This is a genomic window from Allobosea sp. (assembly GCF_035999205.1).
GTDB lineage: Bacteria > Pseudomonadota > Alphaproteobacteria > Rhizobiales > Beijerinckiaceae > Allobosea.
The window spans coordinates 223,193-239,051 of sequence record NZ_DASYHA010000026.1 but is presented as its reverse complement, the minus strand read 5'-3'; the positions used below and the strand labels follow the sequence as shown (position 1 = coordinate 239,051).

The window sequence follows — 15,859 nt, the reverse complement described above, 5'->3', positions numbered from 1 at the left end:
ATCGTTGTCGACCATGACCCGCCTCTTCCGCTCCGTTTCGACCTATGTCGCGCTGGCCATCGGCCTCGTCGGCCTCGCCTTCATCCTCTACGCTTGGCGCCTGCCGCCCTTCACGAGCAGCGTGGAGACGACCGACAACGCCTATGTCCGCGGCCAGGTCACCGTGATCTCGCCGCAGCTCGCCGGCTATGTCGCCGAAGTCGCCGTCCAGGACTTCGCACAGGTGAAGCAGGGCCAGTTGCTGGTCCGGATCGACGACCGCATCTTCACGCAGAAGCGCGATCAGGCCCGGGCCACGCTCGCAGCCCAGCGCGCCGCGCTCGCCAACTCCGAACAGGCGCGCCGAGCCGCCGAAGCACGCCTCCGCCAGAGCGAGGCGAATGTCGAAAGCGTCCAGGCCACGCTGCGGACCGCCGAGGCGAACTGGGGCCGGATCGAGCCGCTGCGCGAACGCGGCGTCGTCACCCAGAGCAGCACGGACCAGTCCCTGATGACGCTCGACCAGGCCCGGGCCTCGCTGGCTGCCAGCCAGGCCGCGGTCGACGTCGCCAAACAGGATGTGCAGACCGCGATCGTCAACCGGCAATCGCTCGAGGCAGCCGTCGAGGGTGCCGAGGCGGCGGTCCAGCTCGCTGAGATCGACCTGCAGAACACCCGTATCGTCGCACCGCAGGACGGGCGCCTCGGCGAAGTCGGCGCGCGGCTCGGCCAGTACGTCGCGGCTGGAACGCAGCTCCTCGCACTGGTGCCGGAGCAGGTCTGGGTCGTCGCCAATTTCAAGGAGACCCAGCTCGCCGGCCTGCGGATCGGCCAGCCCGTCAGCTTCACGGTCGATGCCCTGCATCACGCCGCGATGACCGGCCATATCGAGCGCTTCTCTCCAGCAGCGGGCTCCGAATTCAGTGTCATCCGCGCCGAGAACGCGACGGGCAACTTCGTCAAGATCGCCCAACGGCTCCCCGTCCGCATCGCGATCGATGCGCGCCAGCCTTTGGCAGAGCGGCTCGCCCCCGGCATGTCCGTGGTCGTCAGCGTCGACACCGCGTCTCCGGGCTGATCGCCGCGCCGAAGCCACGTCAGCAACCGACGCGCAAGCCTGTGGCCTCACAGGGTCCCGCAAGTCTCCGGTCTCGATTGTCCGGCTTGATTGGAACTGCTACATAGTGGCCATGTCGCACGCCGTGCATCAGCTCCAGCGCTTCAACACCGTCCAGGGCGAGGGCCATCTGCCCGCCCTGCCGACGACGCAGGACTTCGTCGCGCTCGACGACCATTCCCGCCTCCCTTGGCGCTTCTTCGGGCGTTTCACCGCCTCGCTCGTCGGCCTTAGCCGCGCCTGAGACCCGCGCCCTGCGCGGGCGACAGGCCGACCGAAGACATGTCCCGGCGACGAGCCGCAAGCTCCGCTGATTTCCCCGTTCCGACTACGAGACCTGAAGGCTTCAAGCCATGACCGCGACGTCCGCTCCCCGCACGCTCTACGACAAGATCTTCGACGACCACATCGTCGACCGGCAGGACGATGGCACCTGCCTGCTCTATATCGACCGCCACCTCGTCCATGAGGTCACCAGCCCTCAGGCCTTCGAGGGCCTGCGCATGACCGGCCGCAAGGTCCGCTCGCCTGAGAAGACGCTCGCCGTCGTCGACCACAACATCCCGACGACCGACCGCTCCAAGGGCATCGCCGAAGAAGAGAGCCGCATCCAGGTCGAGGCGCTCGCCAAGAATGCCAAGGATTTCGGCGTCCAGTATTTCGACGAGCTCGATATCCGCCAGGGCATCGTCCACATCGTCGGCCCCGAGCAGGGCTTCACCCTGCCCGGCACCACCATCGTCTGCGGCGACAGCCACACCTCGACGCATGGCGCCTTCGGGGCGCTGGCGCATGGCATCGGCACCTCGGAAGTCGAGCATGTGCTCGCCACCCAGACGCTGATCCAGAAGAAGGCCAAGAATATGCTCGTCCAGGTGGATGGCACAGTCGCCAAGGGCGTCACCGCCAAGGACATCACGCTGGCGATCATCGGCGAGATCGGCACCGCCGGCGGCACCGGTTCGGTCATCGAGTATGCCGGCGAGGCCATCCGCGCGCTCTCGATGGAAGGCCGCATGACGGTCTGCAACATGTCGATCGAGGGCGGCGCCCGCGCCGGCATGGTCGCGCCTGACGAGAAGGCCTTCGCCTATCTCAAGGGCCGGCCGAAGGCGCCGCAGGGCGCGGCCTGGGACGAGGCCCTGCGCTATTGGGAAACGCTCTACACCGACGAGGGGGCGCATTTCGACCGCATCGTCAAGCTCGACGCCAACAACCTGCCGCCGATCGTATCCTGGGGCACGAGCCCCGAGGACGTCATCTCTGTCGCGGGCGCTGTGCCCGATCCGTCGCTGATCGAGGACGAGGTCAAGCGCGCCTCGAAGAAGCGCGCGCTGGAGTATATGGGCCTGACCGCCGGAACCAAGATGACCGAGATCCCGCTCGACGTGATCTGGATCGGCTCCTGCACCAATGGCCGCATCGAGGATCTGCGCGCCGTCGCCAAGATCGTCGAAGGCAAGAAGATCGCGGGCTCGCTGGACTACGCCATGATCGTCCCGGGCTCCGGCCTGGTGAAGCAGCAGGCCGAGGCCGAGGGGCTGGACAAGATCTTCCTCGCCGCCGGCTTCGAATGGCGCGAGCCAGGCTGCTCGATGTGCCTCGGCATGAACCCCGACCAGCTCAAGCCCGGCCAGCGCGCGGCTTCGACCTCGAATCGCAATTTCGAGGGCCGCCAAGGCTATCGTGGCCGAACGCATCTGGTCTCGCCGCAAATGGCGGCAGCCGCCGCGCTCGCAGGTCGCTTCGTCGATGTGAGGACGCTGGGCTGAGGGTCGTCGCGGGGAGAGAGCGCCATGTCGAACGATCCCCGCGAAGCCGCCCGCGCCGCCGAGGCCAAGGCGGCGCTCGACCGCGTCAAGCGCGACAGCGAAAGCCTGCTCGGCTCCTCCATGGGCCGGGCTGCCGATCACTTCACCGGCAGCGACGCGCCCGAGGGCGACAAGATCGAGCTCTGGGGCCGCCGCATCGGTCGCTCCCTATCGCTGGTCGGCGTGATCGTTCTGGCCTGGTGGCTCGGCCATCAGCTCAAGGTCTGGTGATGGGCAGCGTTCCCGTGATCAAACCCGCCGCGGCAGCCGCTTCCGACATCGCCTGGGATGGAGCGAAGGCCCCTTCGCTCGCGGATTTCGAGATCCTCGCACAAGCGGCCTTCGACGGCCTCCCCGAGGAGTTCCGCGCGCTCTGCGCCGACGTGATCTTCAACGTCACGGAATTTCCCGAGGACGATGTCTGCAAGGAACTGCAGGCCGAAAGCCCCTTCGACATCCTCGGCCTGTTCACGGGCATCGGCCTGCCGCAGCAGGGCTTTGCCCCGCAGACCGGCCAGATGCCGAACACGATCCATCTCTATCGCCGACCGATCCTCGATTACTGGTCAGAGAACGACGAGACACTGGGTGGCATCGTCACCCATGTGCTGGTTCACGAGATCGGCCACCATTTCGGCTTCTCCGACGAGGATATGGAAGCCATCGAAGCTGCGGCGGAACGCTAGATGCTCGACGAACTCGCGCGCCACCTCCCCGCCCTGACACTGGTCTACTCGGCCTTCATCCTGGCCGTCGCCAGCCCAGGCCCGAGCAATCTCGCGGTCATGGCGACCTCGATGGAGCGCGGCCGCCGCGCCGGCATGACGCTGGCGCTCGGTGTTACCGCCGGCTCCCTGACATGGGGCATCCTCGCCGCCATCGGCGTCTCGGCCCTGATTGCGGGCCATCCCGGCGCGCTCCACGCCATCAAGATCGTCGGCGGGCTCTATCTGCTCTTCCTGGCCTGGCGTTCGGCCCGTTCGGCCATGCGGGTCGACATGCCCGCACCGAAGGCCGCCGTTTCCGGACGCCGCACCTTCCTGCGCGGCTATCTCATGCACATCACCAACCCGAAGGCGATCCTGAGCTGGACGGCGATCATCGCACTCGGCCTGCGCCCCGACGCGCCGACACCGCTCGTCCACGCCATCATCATCGGTTGCGGGCTGATCTCGCTGGCGATCAACCAGGGCTATGCGATCCTCTTCTCCAGCGCGCCGATGATCGCCGGCTACCGCCGCATCCGGCGCCGGGCGGAAGCCGTCCTCGCCGCCTTCTTTGCCTTCGCGAGCTTCAAGCTCCTCACTGCGCAGCTTTGACGGAGGGCGCTGCCCGCCCGATCAACAGCGTCTCGAGCCCGGTCGCGTCGGGCACGCCAATCCAGCTCTCCTTCAGCTCGACGCTATCGCCGTCAGAGTCGCGCACCGATCCGAAGCCGATCTCGAGATCACCGTTGCCGCCACCGAGATCGCGCCGCACCAGCGAAACGATGTGCGACGGGTCATGGCTGCGGATTTCGGGCTTCCGCCCCGCGATCAGCGTCACCAGCCGGGCGTTCGTCAGAGCATGCAGGCAGCGCCGGGCCCGCCGCGCGACCCAGAATGGATAGCCGAGCATACCGAAGCCGACGAGCAGGAACGGCAATCCGAACAGCGTGAAGAACCACGCCAGTCCCGAGGGCGTGCCCCGGAAGCCCTCGAAGAGCATGCCGGCGACGCTGACATACTCCCAGATGAGCGACAGCACGGTCCAGGGCAGTGCGAAGAGCCAGATCGGCAGGACGCGGAGGAAGCTGCGCCGCACATCGGGCTGCCCGCCCCATAGCAGCGTCTCGCCCGCCAGTTCGCGCGCGGCGAGATCACTCAGGGCTTCATGACGGGAGACGGATCCGATCATCGCGGGGATATTGGCCGACAGCGCTGACAAATCCGTGAACGCGATCCTGTGATCGCCATAACATTGACGCCGCCTCGAACGGCTCTAACCTCCGGCCCGGAACACGAACGCGGAGACCGACCATGCGCCGCCTCTCCTTCGCCGCCCTGGCCATAGCCCTGCCCGCCGCCGCCCTCGCCCATCACGGCTGGGGCTCCTACGACGCCCAGAACCCGGTGACGCTGACCGGGCCGATCAAGACGCTCGAATTCGTCAACCCGCATGTCCATGCCGACATCACCGCCGACGGCAAGGAGTGGGAACTCACCCTCGCCCCGCCCTCACGGATGCAGGCGCGCGGCGCCGCTCAGGACCTGATCAAGGTCGGCACCACCGTCACCGCCTATGGCTATCCGAGCCGCGTCAAGCAAGGCGAGATGCGGGCGGAATGGATCGAGGTCGCCGGCAAGCGCTTCGAGCTGAGGTGAGCCAGCGTGGAGCATGCCGGCATCGCCATCCTGCACACGCTCGAGCGCTCGGCCTTCGGCCAGGCCATTCGTGACGCCGTGCTGATCTATCCGATCGCCAATGTCGTGCACGTGCTGGCGGTGCTGGTCTTCTTCTCCAGCGTCGCGGTCATGGATCTGCGCATCCTCGGTGCCTTGCGAGAGGACGCCACGGAGGCGGTGATCCGCCGCTTCCGCCCCGTCGCGATCGGCGCCTTCTGCGTGCTTCTCGCCAGCGGCATCGTCCTGTTCACGCCGGAGGCGAGCGCGATCATCCGCAACCCCTCCTTCCAGATCAAGCTCGCGCTGATCGCGATCGGGCTGTTGAACGTGATCTGGATGGAGCGGGCGCTGAAACGCGGCTATCCGGGCATGACGGCGCGCGCGGCACGGGTGCCGGCCGCATTATCGCTGGTCATCTGGCTCGGCGTCGCCGCGGCCGGGCGCTACATCGCCTATATCTGACGCCAAGCCTTGACGCGAATGCAATGCCGTCAGGGGCTTGCGCCACCTTTCCGGCGCCCTGCAGTTCGGCTAAAGGACTGTCGATCAGGAGTTTTCCCATGCAGCCCTTCACCACGCTGACCTCGACCCCCGCGCCCTTGAAGGTGATCAATGTCGACACCGACATGATTATCCCCAAGCAGTATCTCAAGACGATCAAGCGGACCGGCCTCGGCACCGCACTGTTCTCCGAGATGCGCTACAAGGACGACGGATCGGAAAACCCTGATTTCGTGCTGAACCAGCCGTCTTACCGCAAGTCCGAGATCCTGGTCGCCGGCGACAATTTCGGCTGCGGCTCCTCGCGCGAGCATGCCCCGTGGGCCCTGCTCGACTTCGGCATCCGCTGCGTGATCTCCACAAGCTTCGCCGACATCTTCTACAATAACTGCTTCAAGAACGGCATTCTGCCGATCGTGGTCTCGCCCGAAGACCTCGAGAAGTTGTTCGACGACGCCGATCGCGGCTCGAACGCGACGCTGACGGTCGATCTCGAAAAGCAGGAGATCAAGGGCCCCGACGGCGGCACGGTGAAGTTCGACATCGACCCGTTCCGCAAGCACTGCCTGATGAACGGCCTCGACGATATCGGCCTGACCATGGAAAAGGCCCCGAAGATCGAGGCTTTCGAAGAGAAGCTGAAGCAGCGCGCCTGGGCCTGAGGTACCAACCGCGCCTCGCGGCCCTCCCGTGTGACCGACACCCTCTTTCGCTCGGGGAACCTGCTGGTCAAGGCCGCGCTGCGGCCGGGCGAAGCCTGCGTCGTCACCTTCGATCCCTACACGGACGAACCCAAACTCGACCGCTTGGCCTTCGGCGAAGCGGTCTGTGCCGCGGCCGGCATCGCCGCGATCCACGTCGTCAACCGGCGTAACGCCTGGTACCAGGAGCCGGAATGGCGCGACATGGTTGCGGCGGTCGCCGCAGCCACCAAGTCCTACCATCGCGTGCTGGCCTATGGTTCAAGCATGGGCGGCTACGCAGCCCTGCGCTTCGGGTCGATGATCGGCGCGACGGGCGCGCTGGCGATCTCCCCGCAATACAGCCTGCATCCGCGAAAGGCAGATTTCGACACACGATGGGCGGCGACAGTGCATGACATCTACTGGCAGCCCGAGCTGGCGGGGCCGCTGCCAGCGGATCTCCCTGCGGTCGTTGTCTACGATCCCGCTCATCGCCTTGACCGCTGCCATGTCGACCTGATCGCGCGCGAAATGCCAGTTCGCCGGATCGCACTGCCCTTCTCCGGCCATCCATCAGGCACTTATCTCGGCGAGTGCGGCCTGCTTCTTCCGCTGGTCCTGCGCACGCTGGCAGGCGAGACTGATTTCACAGACGTGACGCAGTCCGCGCGCGATCACCGTCGGAATTCGACATCATATTTCGTTGCGCTCGCTCGCGCGGCAGGTCCCCGCAACCCGGAACGCGCCGTTGCCTTCGCCCGCCGGGCCCTCGAGCTGAATCCGACGGCCTATGCCACCTGGGTTACGTTGGCGGAACAGCTTCGCTTCGCCGGCCGAATCGAGGAAGCTCTCGCGGCGTTGGAACGAGCGGTGGTGCTGACGCAGGAGCATCCCGAGATGCTGAGGGTCTTGTCGAACGTCCTCCACGACGAAGGTCGCTTCGACGAGGCAGCGGCTGCGCTTGCACGCTCCCTTGCGGCCGCCGGCTCTGCCGATCTGCGTGGCCTCATGCGTCTGGCCAGATTCAAGGTACTCGGGCAGGTCGCCCGCATGCGCAGCGGCGCGGCGCAGTTGGGGGCAGCCTTCAGACGATGAGCCCAGCGACCGGGGATAAGCCACCAGTGCCCGGGAAGACCCTCTCCGCCAGCACCGGTCCCGACAGCCCGAACAGCTCGGAGACGACGCCCTTCGCCACGGCACGGATGTCGGTCGTCGGCTTCAGGTCGCGCTTCTCGTAAAGCTGTTCCGGCTTCAGGCCCGGCCAGTCTGCGATGATCCGCCCACCCCTGACGGCTCCGCCGACGAGGAAGGCAACCGTGCCCGTGCCATGATCGGTGCCGACCGTGCCGTTGACCTTCGCGGTCCGGCCGAATTCGGTCACCACCATCACAACCGTGTCCTTCCAGACCGGGGCGAGGCCTGTTTCGAAGCTCGCCAGCGCGCCGTCGAGGCCGCCGAGCAGCTGCGCCAGCCGGCCTTTGGCCCCGCCCTCGTTCGCATGTGTGTCCCAGCCCTCGAAGGCAAGCGCCGCGATGCGCGGCCCGTCATCGGCGCCGACCAGAGCCGCCGCGCCCTCGGCGATGCGCTTCATGCCCTCGGCGCTGTCCGGCCCGACGCCGCCCTTGATCTCACTACCGATGCCGCGCCGCTGAGCGATGCCCTCGGTCAGGTTCGCCTGGGCAAGCGCCCGCGCCAGCGCCGGGTCGCGCTGGCCGTAGAGATCGCCGAGGCGTTGGATCAGATCGGAGCCGGCCCGCGCCATGCGCGGCGGCGCCCAGCCAAGGATCGGCGCCTCGCCACGCACGACGAGCGGCGGCACCACGCCAACGCCGAGCACGCCGCGCTGGGAAATTCCCTCCCCCGCCGGCAGGCTGGCGATCAGCCGGTTGAGCCAGCCGCTCTCCGTCTTGCCGGGCCCCTGCTGGCCGCTCTCCAGCACGTCCTGCCCGTCGAAATGCGAGCGTTCGCGATAGCCGGTGGCTGTCGCATGGACGATCGAAGCCTGGCCCGAGGCATAGAGTCTCGCCAGATTCGGCATCGCCGGGTGCAGGTAGAAGAAGCCGTCGAGCGGCAGCGCCGCATCAGGCCCGTCGCGCGTCAAGGCGATGTCGTCGCGCAAGGCGGCGTATTCGGGGTCGCCGATCGGCGGCACGGCCGAAAGCCCGTCCAGTGCGCCGCGCAGCACCACCAGCAGGAAACGCGGGTCGCGGCTGCCCGCCGCCGCATAAGCGAATTTCGGCACGAAGGACCAGGCGAAGAGCGCTCCAGCCGCGCCGAGCACGGCACGGCGCGACGGCGTCATCCGTTCGCAATCATCGTCGTCATCGAGCATCGGGCCTACCTCCGCTGGAATTCGGGCGACATCAGCATCAGCGCCAGTGCCTGTGGCTTGCTCTCGGCCCGAGCCACCGCCTGCCGCGTCTCGGGAGAGAGCAGCGGCCCGAGGATGTCCTCGGCCAGCACCCGCGGATCGGGCACATTGCCCGCCGCCTGCCGGCCCCAGCCGGCGGCGACGTCGATCCGCGTCTTGATGCCCTCGGGCGAGGCCCAAGCATCGTTCGTATCAGGATAGCCGTTCGGACCCGAGGGCTGCCAGAAGGGTTGCCCCATCGTGCTGAGCGGCCCGATGATCTGACCGAAATCCGGCTTGCGGCCCAGTGCGCGGAAGGCAGCGAGCAGGAACTCCTGCGGCGAGCGGATCTTGGTCGCCTCCGCCGCCCAGGCCGCATTCGACTCGATCAGGGCGCGCGACACCGCAGCAAGGTCGCCCTCGCTCCGGCGAAACACCGCTGCGAGGTCGCGCACCAGCGCGGACGGCGGTTCGTCCGAGACGAAATGCCGGACGAGCTTGATTGCAATGAAATCGGCCGTGGCGGGATGGCGCGCAAGGTCGCTGAAGGCAGCTAGCCCCTTCTCCTTGCCCGGCTGGCCATAGGGTTTGCCGAGCAGCGGCGGCTCACCGGGTTCGTGCAGCCCGGCATTGAAGGCAAACGAGCCCGGGAATCCCAGCACCGCTTCCCGGCCGACCACCGTCCAGCCGGTAATGATGCGGGCGAGGTTCGTGACGTCAACCTGCGCATAGCCGCCGGAAACGCCGAGCGTATGCAGTTCGAGGATCTCGCGCGCCAGATTCTCGTTCAAACCGCGCCCGCGTCGCTTTCCGGCCGGCGAGCCCGGGCCGATCGAAAGCCGGTTGTCGAGGAAGTCGAGCATCGCCGGGTGGCTCTCGGCCGCGACCAGCATATCCTCGAAACGACCAAAGACATGCGGCCGGATTGCCTCGCGCTCATAGGCCCCGGCCATGATCCGCGTCATGTTGCTCTTGGTCGCGCCGATGCAGAAATGGTTCGACCAGAACTGCACCAGCCGCTCGCCGAAGCCGGTCTCGGCCTCGAGCGCGAGGCGCACGCGCGCCAGCACCTCCTCACGATAGGTCCTGTAGGGCAAGGCGGGCTCATTGGCCGGCTTCGGCGGCGCCATCTGGTTCTGGCTCGCGGATGGGGCAGGCGCCGGCTGGGCTGCGGCAACCTGCGTTCCGGCGCCCTGGGTCGGCGCGTTCTGGGCCGCCCGCCTCGCTTCGCGCTCCAGCCGCTCGCGATCCTCGAAGGCATAGAGCGCGGCGCCAATCTCGGCCGCTCCGGAAAATGGCAGGCCGGTCGGTTGCGGCAGCGCATGCCGCTCGATCTCGGCCAACATGCGGTCACGCGCGCCAGCCCTGATCGCCGGGCCCTGCCCCAGCCCGAAGCCGAGGCCGAAGCGCTGCAATCCCACGCTGTCCTTCCGCGTATCGGATGGGCTCGCCATGCCGTCGCCTCCGCTCATATTCGTCGGGCCAGCGCAGAGTGGCCGCAGAACTGTGGCAAAAACCAGAAGCGAAACGCGAGAATGCAAGGCTTCCCGGATCAACCGAACCAGAAGAACCCGAATTGGCTTCGGAAACGAAGAAAAACCGCCGCCTCTCGCGAGGCGGCGGCTCTCGATTGGCCGGTCAGTATCAGGCTGATCACATCGCCGGCAGCGCTGCGACGTCACGCACCGACGCGCTGAGCCCTGTCACCTTTCCAACCATCGAGGCCTTGCCGGTGGCGAGGTCGACCTTGTGCAGGGCGCCGTCCGCGAGGAGCCAGCCGGTATTCGTTCCGTCCGCGGCGGTCGCGATGTCGAAGGCGATCGCCTTCGACATCACGCCGAGCTTGCCGACCGCGCCGAGAACGCCGTCATTCGGCGGCGCCTGCTTGAGCAGGCCGCCGATCTTGCCGTCGATGTCGTAGAGCGCGGTCTCCTTCGTGCCTTTCACTGAATTGGTGTAGGCGCCGGCAACGATCATCGGGGTCTCGCCCTTGTGCATGTCGGTCTCGGCGAATTTCAGCTTACCGTCGACAGTCGTTTTGCCGTCATCGACATTGACGCGAAGATTGGTGCCGTCCGAGCCGATCACGCGCAGGCGGTCGGCCGCCGGGTTGAAATCGACCGTCGCCATGGCGCTGACCGAAAGCACAGTGTCCATCTTGGACTTCATCGTAGCCTTGCCGGCCGAATCGACCGTGTAGATCGTGCCGTCTGTGGTCAGCGCATAGAGCATGCCGTCGGCCGGGCGGACATCGATGCCGGCGATCTTGCCGGAGATGCCGGTGACCTTCATCGACTTGCCGGCCTTATGCGTCGCGATGTCGATCATGGTGAGGGTGTCGTCACCGGTCAGCGCGGCCAGCGTGGCGGCCTGTGCCGACAGAGAGGCCGCAAATGACGCACCGAGGATGGTCGAAGCGATCAGCGCAAGCCGTGTGGTCCTGGTCATGTCGTCTATCCTCCGGATTCGTTGTAGGGGTGCCGCTCGGGCGCTCGGTGGCCGCAGCACTCAGGTCGGATAAGCTCGGCCGGGAGCGCCGGATGCGGGCGAAAAAATAAAGAAATACTGCGCATCTGAACGGGAACCCGGCGCGTAAATCGGGGTTGGCTTTCGGCCGCTGCGGACGGAGCCAAAAGGAGACGAGGATGGCGGGGGACGGGGTGTCGACGCAGAAGGCTGGAGAGATCGAGGCGGCGCTGCTGGCCTGCGCCTCGGGCGATAAATCTGCGCTCCGGCGCATCTACGACGCCGAGTCCCCGCGTATGATCGGTGTGGCGCAGCGTCTGCTGAAGCGTCGCGCGTTGGCCGAGGAGGCGGTGCAGGATGCCTTTGTCCTGATCTGGCGGCATGCCGCGCGGTTCGATCCGCAGCGCGGCGCCGGCCTGACCTGGATCTATGCGATCCTGCGCAACCGCTCGCTCTCAATCCTGCGCGACGAGAAGCGGACGGAAACCAGCGATGCTCCCATCGCCGCGGAGGCGGCAAGCGAAGAGGACGATCCCGAGACCGTCATGTCGAAGCTGTCCGACGCCGAGGCGCTGCATGCCTGCCTGGAAGCGCTGCCACCGCAGCGACGAGGTCTGGTGCTGCTCGCCTTCGTGCAGGGGCTGACCCATGGCGAGATCGCCGGACGGCTGAAACTGCCCATCGGCAGCGTCAAATCCTGGATCCGGCGCTCCCTGATCTCGCTGAAGGAGTGCCTCGGATGAGCCCTTCTTCGGATCCGAATGCAACGCCTCAAGAGCGCGACGCGCTCGCAGGCGAATATGTCCTTGGCCTCGTCGAGGGCGCCGACCGCACGCTGCTGGAGCAGCGTATCGAACGCGAGCCGGCACTCGCGGCGTCCGTCGAAAGCTGGCGCGGCCACCTTGCCGCGATTGACGCCACGGCCCCGCAGATCCCGCCCTCGCCCGGCCTCTGGGCCCGGATCGAAGCCGAGATCGCGGCAATCCTGCCCGCCGCGGAACGCGGGCGCGCCAAGGCGACGAAGGCCGGCAACACCCTGACGAACTGGTGGAACAGCCTCTTCGTCTGGCGCGGTGCCGCCTTCGCCGGTGCACTGGCGGCGCTCCTGCTAGCCTTCGGGCTGAACGGCGCGCTCGAGCGTGCAAACCGCCAGCCTCTCATGGTCGCGGTGCTGCTGACCGACACCAATGTAGCGGCTGCGGTCGTCAATACCTTCGCCGATGGCCGTGTCGAGATGGTGCCGCTGCAGAACATCGCCGTACCGGAAGGCAAGGCGCTGGAAATCTGGACGCTCTGGGACCGCGCTGTCGGCCCGCGCTCGGTCGGCTTGATCGATCGCGCTCGCACGACACCGCTCAGGCTCGACCGGATGCCGCTGGGCAAGGACCAGCTCTTCGAGATCACGATCGAAAACGCGACCGGCTCTCCGACAGGCAGACCGACGGGGCCGATCGTGGCGAAGGGCACGACCTCGCAAGCGTTGTAGGCGATCGATCCCCGCTGGTCGGTCTCGGATTAACGCCTCCATCCTGGACGAGCGGCGCAATTGCGCTTCGCTCCGTCCGGGATGACGGGCGGTTGACGAAGACCGCCTGGCATCACGCGGCGGAATGAACCACCTTACACCACGACCGTGATCGTCTCCGCCGCCCGGGTCAGCCCCGTGTAAAGCCACCTCGCCCGGTGCTCGCGGAAGGCGAAGCTCTCGTCGAACAGGACGATGTCGTCCCATTGCGAGCCCTGCGCCTTATGCACGGTCAGCGCATAGCCGAAGGTGAATTCGTCGGTATGCTTGCGCAGCTCCCAGGGAATCTCGTCCTCGGTGCCGTCGAAGAAGTTCGGCAGCACCGAGACCTTCACAGGCTTGCCGTTGGGGTCGTCCTCCGGCGTCACCCGCATGGTGACGAGGCCCTTCTTCGAGGTCTTCAGCTCCTGCACGACCCATGAGCCGCCATTAAGCAGCCCCTTGCTCTTGTCGTTGCGCAGACAGACGAGCTTCTCGCCAGCAACCGGCACAGTCTCGGTCCGGCCCATGATCTGCCGCATCCGGGCATTATAGTTGCGCCGGGTCTTGTTCATGCCGACCAGCACCTGGTCCGCGCTCATCACCAACTCGGGGTCGACCTCGCTGCGGCGGATGACCCGGCTGGGACCGTAGTCACCGACATCGAGCCGGCCGCCCTCGCGCACGATCATCGACATCCTGACGATCGGGTTGTCCGCCGCCTGCCGATGCACTTCGGTCAGCATGATGTCCGGCTCGGTCTCGGTGAAGAAGCCACCGCCCTTGACCGGCGGCAGCTGCGCGGGATCGCCGAGAACCAGCACCGGCGTGCCAAAGGAGAGCAGGTCCCGGCCGAGCTCCTCGTCCACCATCGAGCATTCGTCGATGATGATCAGCTTGGCCTTGGCGGCATTGCTCTCGCGGTTGAGCACGAAGGTCGGGCTCTCCTCGTCGACACCGCGCGAACGGTAGATCAGCGAATGGATCGTCTGCGCGCCGACGCAGCCCTTGTTGCGCAGCACGAGCGCCGCCTTGCCGGTGAAGGCCGCAAAGGCGACATCGCCGTCGACGGCCTCGGCGATGTGGCGCGCCAGCGTCGTCTTGCCGGTGCCGGCATAGCCGAACATGCGGAAGAGCTGCGGCTCGCCGGCCTGCAGCCAGCGCGCGACCGCGCTGAGCGCGGCATCCTGTTGCGGCGACCAGGTCATGTGTGGATCGGGACGAGCGGGATCATGCCGCAGATGGGGACGAGTCGCGCGCCGATGGCAAGAGCAGAACCGAAGAAGAACGAAGGCGCGGTGCCGTCACGCCGCCCGCAAGCGTCTGGCGAAGTCGAAGGCTTCCCGTTGCAGCGTCCCGATACGCTCCTCGAGCGCCCGCGCGCTGGCCGCGCCCATATCCGCCTGCGCAACCGTCTGGGCATTGGCGATGGCGATCTCGGACATCGCTCCAGCAGCGGTTTCCGTGACGGCCGATATCCGCGAAACCGTCTCGCCGAGCGAGCCGAGCAGCTCGGTGTGAGACCCGACCATGGTGGAAATCTCGGTGCTGGTCTGTTCGACGGCGCCCACGCTGGTCGCAATCGCCGAGACGGCCTCGGCGGCATGCGACAGCGCCTCGTTGACCTGCGAGATCCGGGCGACGATCCGAGCCGTCGCCTCGCCGGTCTGTCCGGCCAGTTCCTTGACCTCGCTTGCAACGACGGCAAAGCCGCGACCGTGAACGCCCGCACGCGCCGCCTCGATCGTCGCGTTCAGGGCCAGCAGATTGGTCTGGCGCGCGATCGCCTCGATGATCCCGACGACGTCCCGAATCTGCGAGGCGTTGTCGGTCAGGCGGTGGACCAGCGCCGTGGTGCCCGCTGCGTCCCGCGTAGCACCCGTCGCCATGACGGAAACCCTGCGGACCTCGGCGTTGATCTGGTCGATCACCGCCTCAAGCCGGAGCGCAGCCTCGCTGCTGCGCTGCGCGTCCTCGCCGGCTCCGGCGACCGAGGAAGCGGCCGTCTCGGCGCTTCTTGAAACCTGATGGACCCGTACGGCTGAATCCTGCAGGGCTGCGCGCAGGACCTCGCTCGAACCGGCGATCTCGGCGAGGAGCGATCCCAGGCGCTGCTCGAACTCGTCGGCAATACGCCGCAGTTCCAGCGTCCGCTCCTGCCGGCGCTGTTGCGCCAGATCGGCCTCGGCATCCCGTGTCACCAGCGTCGCTCTGACTTCGCTCAGCGTCCGCACCGTCCGCGCCAACTGACCGATCTCGTCGGTCCGGCCCTGATGGGGCACCTCGATCAGCTCATTCGACGACGTCGCCCGCGCAATCGCGGCCATCAGATCGCGCAGCGGACGGGTCAGGTGCAGCCTCAGCAGGATGAAGGCCAATACGCCGCCGGACAGGGGCAGCAGCAGGGCGATGGCGATCGTCCGCTCGCGCAGGCTGGCGGCAAGCTCGGCGCCGCGCGTCTTCGCGGCCTCCGCCATGCGGGCGAGCTGATCGCGGATGGCCGTCGTCGTCACGATGATCTGGCTGACGTTCCGGCGCGCCTCATCGGCCCCGGCCTCGAGCAAAGCCGCCTTCGGCGAGACACGCCGGCCGATATCGACGATATCGCGCTGGAAGTCGATGAAGGTCCGGATCGCAGGATCGAGCGCCGGGTTGGCCTGCAGCATCTCGCGCGGCAGCGAGGACATCAGGTTGGCGCGGGCCGAGTCGACCAGATCCACCGCGCCGTCCAGTTGATCGAGCGCGAGCCCGACATCGCGTGCGCTCGCATTGTTGTCGAAGCGGCTGAGCAGCGAGGCATAGGCCACCCGGCTCGTGAGCAGGGCCGCCCGGTTGGCCAGGTCGAGAGCCTCGATGGCCTCCTCGTCGATACGCTGGACGTCACCGAGACCGCGCACCGCGCTGACGAGCCCCGCCCCCGCCGCCAGGCTCAGCAGGGCGAAGAGCAGAATGATCTTCCCCGTCAGTCCCAGTCTACGCATCGTCGAGGCCGCCTTGGTCGTAGTTGGCAGCTGTTTCGCAGACGCGAACGAACGGCAGGTTAACGGGCCAACAAAAACCAAGA

18 protein-coding genes are annotated in these 15,859 nt (G+C 67.1%); 12 read left to right on the top strand and 6 right to left on the bottom strand.

Going from position 1 to position 15,859, the window contains the following annotated elements; genetic code table 11:
- Nucleotides 1–13 precede the first annotated feature (13 nt).
- The 6 genes from VGN82_RS23070 (at nucleotide 14) to VGN82_RS23045 (ending at nucleotide 4,226) form a co-directional block, all read left to right on the top strand.
- Nucleotides 14–1,057 (top strand): HlyD family secretion protein, encoded by a 1,044-nt coding sequence (locus VGN82_RS23070; protein ID WP_327529418.1) that lies wholly within the window; start codon nucleotides 14–16, stop codon nucleotides 1,055–1,057.
- Between the two features lie 112 nt (nucleotides 1,058–1,169).
- Nucleotides 1,170–1,340, top strand: a complete 171-nt coding sequence (locus VGN82_RS23065; protein WP_327529417.1) for a hypothetical protein — start codon at nucleotides 1,170–1,172, stop codon at nucleotides 1,338–1,340.
- Nucleotides 1,341–1,449: 109 nt separating this feature from the next.
- Nucleotides 1,450–2,868, top strand: coding sequence for a 3-isopropylmalate dehydratase large subunit (gene leuC / locus VGN82_RS23060; RefSeq protein ID WP_327529416.1), 1,419 nt, complete (start codon nucleotides 1,450–1,452; stop codon nucleotides 2,866–2,868).
- A gap of 24 nt (nucleotides 2,869–2,892) precedes the next feature.
- On the top strand, nucleotides 2,893–3,138 hold the full coding sequence (locus VGN82_RS23055) for a hypothetical protein (protein ID WP_327529415.1): 246 nt from the start codon (nucleotides 2,893–2,895) through the stop codon (nucleotides 3,136–3,138).
- A 14-nt stretch (nucleotides 3,139–3,152) separates the two neighbouring features.
- On the top strand, nucleotides 3,153–3,593 hold the full coding sequence (locus VGN82_RS23050) for a metallopeptidase family protein (RefSeq protein WP_327529414.1): 441 nt from the start codon (nucleotides 3,153–3,155) through the stop codon (nucleotides 3,591–3,593).
- Nucleotides 3,594–4,226 carry a LysE family translocator gene (locus VGN82_RS23045; RefSeq protein WP_327529413.1) on the top strand — a complete coding sequence of 211 codons (633 nt, stop codon included), beginning with the start codon at nucleotides 3,594–3,596 and terminating at the stop codon, nucleotides 4,224–4,226.
- Here the strand turns inward: VGN82_RS23045 and VGN82_RS23040 are convergent.
- Nucleotides 4,210–4,803 (bottom strand): hypothetical protein, encoded by a 594-nt coding sequence (locus VGN82_RS23040; RefSeq protein WP_327529412.1) that lies wholly within the window; start codon nucleotides 4,801–4,803, stop codon nucleotides 4,210–4,212. The two genes, VGN82_RS23045 and VGN82_RS23040, sit on opposite strands and share 17 nt — an antisense overlap.
- Nucleotides 4,804–4,925: 122 nt before the next feature.
- Between VGN82_RS23040 and VGN82_RS23035 the strand changes: the two genes are divergently transcribed.
- From VGN82_RS23035 to VGN82_RS23020, 4 genes are all read left to right on the top strand, one after another.
- Nucleotides 4,926–5,270: a DUF6152 family protein gene (locus tag VGN82_RS23035; RefSeq protein ID WP_327529411.1), complete on the top strand. Its 345-nt coding sequence runs from the start codon at nucleotides 4,926–4,928 to the stop codon at nucleotides 5,268–5,270.
- Nucleotides 5,271–5,276: 6 nt separating this feature from the next.
- On the top strand, nucleotides 5,277–5,753 hold the full coding sequence (locus tag VGN82_RS23030; protein WP_327529410.1) for a DUF6644 family protein: 477 nt from the start codon (nucleotides 5,277–5,279) through the stop codon (nucleotides 5,751–5,753).
- Nucleotides 5,754–5,851: 98 nt separating this feature from the next.
- A complete protein-coding gene (gene leuD / locus VGN82_RS23025) occupies nucleotides 5,852–6,454 on the top strand; it encodes a 3-isopropylmalate dehydratase small subunit (RefSeq protein ID WP_327529409.1) in 603 nt (200 codons plus the stop codon).
- 30 nt (nucleotides 6,455–6,484) lie between these two features.
- A complete protein-coding gene (locus VGN82_RS23020) occupies nucleotides 6,485–7,570 on the top strand; it encodes a tetratricopeptide repeat protein (protein ID WP_327529408.1) in 1,086 nt (361 codons plus the stop codon).
- Here VGN82_RS23020 and VGN82_RS23015 read toward each other — a convergent pair.
- The 3 genes from VGN82_RS23015 to VGN82_RS23005 all read right to left on the bottom strand — a co-directional run bounded on the left by VGN82_RS23015 (nucleotide 7,560) and on the right by VGN82_RS23005 (nucleotide 11,273).
- Nucleotides 7,560–8,807: a DUF1501 domain-containing protein gene (locus VGN82_RS23015; RefSeq protein ID WP_327529407.1), complete on the bottom strand. Its 1,248-nt coding sequence runs from the start codon at nucleotides 8,805–8,807 to the stop codon at nucleotides 7,560–7,562. The two genes, VGN82_RS23020 and VGN82_RS23015, sit on opposite strands and share 11 nt — an antisense overlap.
- A 5-nt stretch (nucleotides 8,808–8,812) precedes the next feature.
- The gene (locus VGN82_RS23010) at nucleotides 8,813–10,279 is read right to left on the bottom strand and encodes a DUF1800 domain-containing protein (protein WP_327529406.1); all 1,467 of its coding nucleotides are present in this window, start codon (nucleotides 10,277–10,279) and stop codon (nucleotides 8,813–8,815) included.
- Nucleotides 10,280–10,478: 199 nt separating this feature from the next.
- Entirely contained in the window at nucleotides 10,479–11,273 is a 795-nt protein-coding gene (locus VGN82_RS23005; protein ID WP_327529405.1) for a DUF4394 domain-containing protein, read from the bottom strand.
- A gap of 197 nt (nucleotides 11,274–11,470) precedes the next feature.
- Here VGN82_RS23005 and VGN82_RS23000 point away from each other — a divergent pair, with 197 nt between their 5' ends.
- Nucleotides 11,471–12,034 (top strand): sigma-70 family RNA polymerase sigma factor, encoded by a 564-nt coding sequence (locus VGN82_RS23000; RefSeq protein WP_327529404.1) that lies wholly within the window; start codon nucleotides 11,471–11,473, stop codon nucleotides 12,032–12,034.
- Nucleotides 12,031–12,777, top strand: a complete 747-nt coding sequence (locus VGN82_RS22995) for an anti-sigma factor (protein ID WP_327529403.1) — start codon at nucleotides 12,031–12,033, stop codon at nucleotides 12,775–12,777. Before VGN82_RS23000 ends, VGN82_RS22995 begins: the two co-directional genes overlap by 4 nt.
- A 134-nt stretch (nucleotides 12,778–12,911) precedes the next feature.
- Here the strand turns inward: VGN82_RS22995 and VGN82_RS22990 are convergent, their stop codons facing one another.
- Together VGN82_RS22990 and VGN82_RS22985 are read right to left on the bottom strand one after the other, a co-directional pair.
- Nucleotides 12,912–14,003 (bottom strand): ATP-dependent DNA helicase, encoded by a 1,092-nt coding sequence (locus VGN82_RS22990; RefSeq protein WP_327529402.1) that lies wholly within the window; start codon nucleotides 14,001–14,003, stop codon nucleotides 12,912–12,914.
- 96 nt (nucleotides 14,004–14,099) lie between these two features.
- Complete coding sequence (locus tag VGN82_RS22985) at nucleotides 14,100–15,776, bottom strand: methyl-accepting chemotaxis protein (RefSeq protein ID WP_327529401.1); 1,677 nt, start codon at nucleotides 15,774–15,776, stop codon at nucleotides 14,100–14,102.
- Between the last annotated feature and the right edge of the window lie 83 nt (nucleotides 15,777–15,859).

Excerpts from the sequence above, each read along its gene's own strand:
- VGN82_RS22990 (WP_327529402.1), bottom strand. The coding sequence starts at position 14,003 with ATGACCTGGTCGCCGCAACAGGATGCCGCGCTCAGCGCGGTCGCGCGC.
- leuC (WP_327529416.1), top strand. The coding sequence starts at position 1,450 with ATGACCGCGACGTCCGCTCCCCGCACGCTCTACGACAAGATCTTCGAC.
- VGN82_RS23005 (WP_327529405.1), bottom strand. The coding sequence starts at position 11,273 with ATGACCAGGACCACACGGCTTGCGCTGATCGCTTCGACCATCCTCGGT.
- VGN82_RS23035 (WP_327529411.1), top strand. The coding sequence starts at position 4,926 with ATGCGCCGCCTCTCCTTCGCCGCCCTGGCCATAGCCCTGCCCGCCGCC.
- VGN82_RS23015 (WP_327529407.1), bottom strand. The coding sequence starts at position 8,807 with ATGCTCGATGACGACGATGATTGCGAACGGATGACGCCGTCGCGCCGT.
- VGN82_RS23070 (WP_327529418.1), top strand. The coding sequence starts at position 14 with ATGACCCGCCTCTTCCGCTCCGTTTCGACCTATGTCGCGCTGGCCATC.
- VGN82_RS23065 (WP_327529417.1), top strand. The coding sequence starts at position 1,170 with ATGTCGCACGCCGTGCATCAGCTCCAGCGCTTCAACACCGTCCAGGGC.
- leuD (WP_327529409.1), top strand. The coding sequence starts at position 5,852 with ATGCAGCCCTTCACCACGCTGACCTCGACCCCCGCGCCCTTGAAGGTG.
- VGN82_RS23045 (WP_327529413.1), top strand. The coding sequence starts at position 3,594 with ATGCTCGACGAACTCGCGCGCCACCTCCCCGCCCTGACACTGGTCTAC.
- VGN82_RS23040 (WP_327529412.1), bottom strand. The coding sequence starts at position 4,803 with ATGATCGGATCCGTCTCCCGTCATGAAGCCCTGAGTGATCTCGCCGCG.
- VGN82_RS23055 (WP_327529415.1), top strand. The coding sequence starts at position 2,893 with ATGTCGAACGATCCCCGCGAAGCCGCCCGCGCCGCCGAGGCCAAGGCG.
- VGN82_RS22995 (WP_327529403.1), top strand. The coding sequence starts at position 12,031 with ATGAGCCCTTCTTCGGATCCGAATGCAACGCCTCAAGAGCGCGACGCG.
- VGN82_RS23000 (WP_327529404.1), top strand. The coding sequence starts at position 11,471 with ATGGCGGGGGACGGGGTGTCGACGCAGAAGGCTGGAGAGATCGAGGCG.
- VGN82_RS23010 (WP_327529406.1), bottom strand. The coding sequence starts at position 10,279 with ATGGCGAGCCCATCCGATACGCGGAAGGACAGCGTGGGATTGCAGCGC.
- VGN82_RS22985 (WP_327529401.1), bottom strand. The coding sequence starts at position 15,776 with ATGCGTAGACTGGGACTGACGGGGAAGATCATTCTGCTCTTCGCCCTG.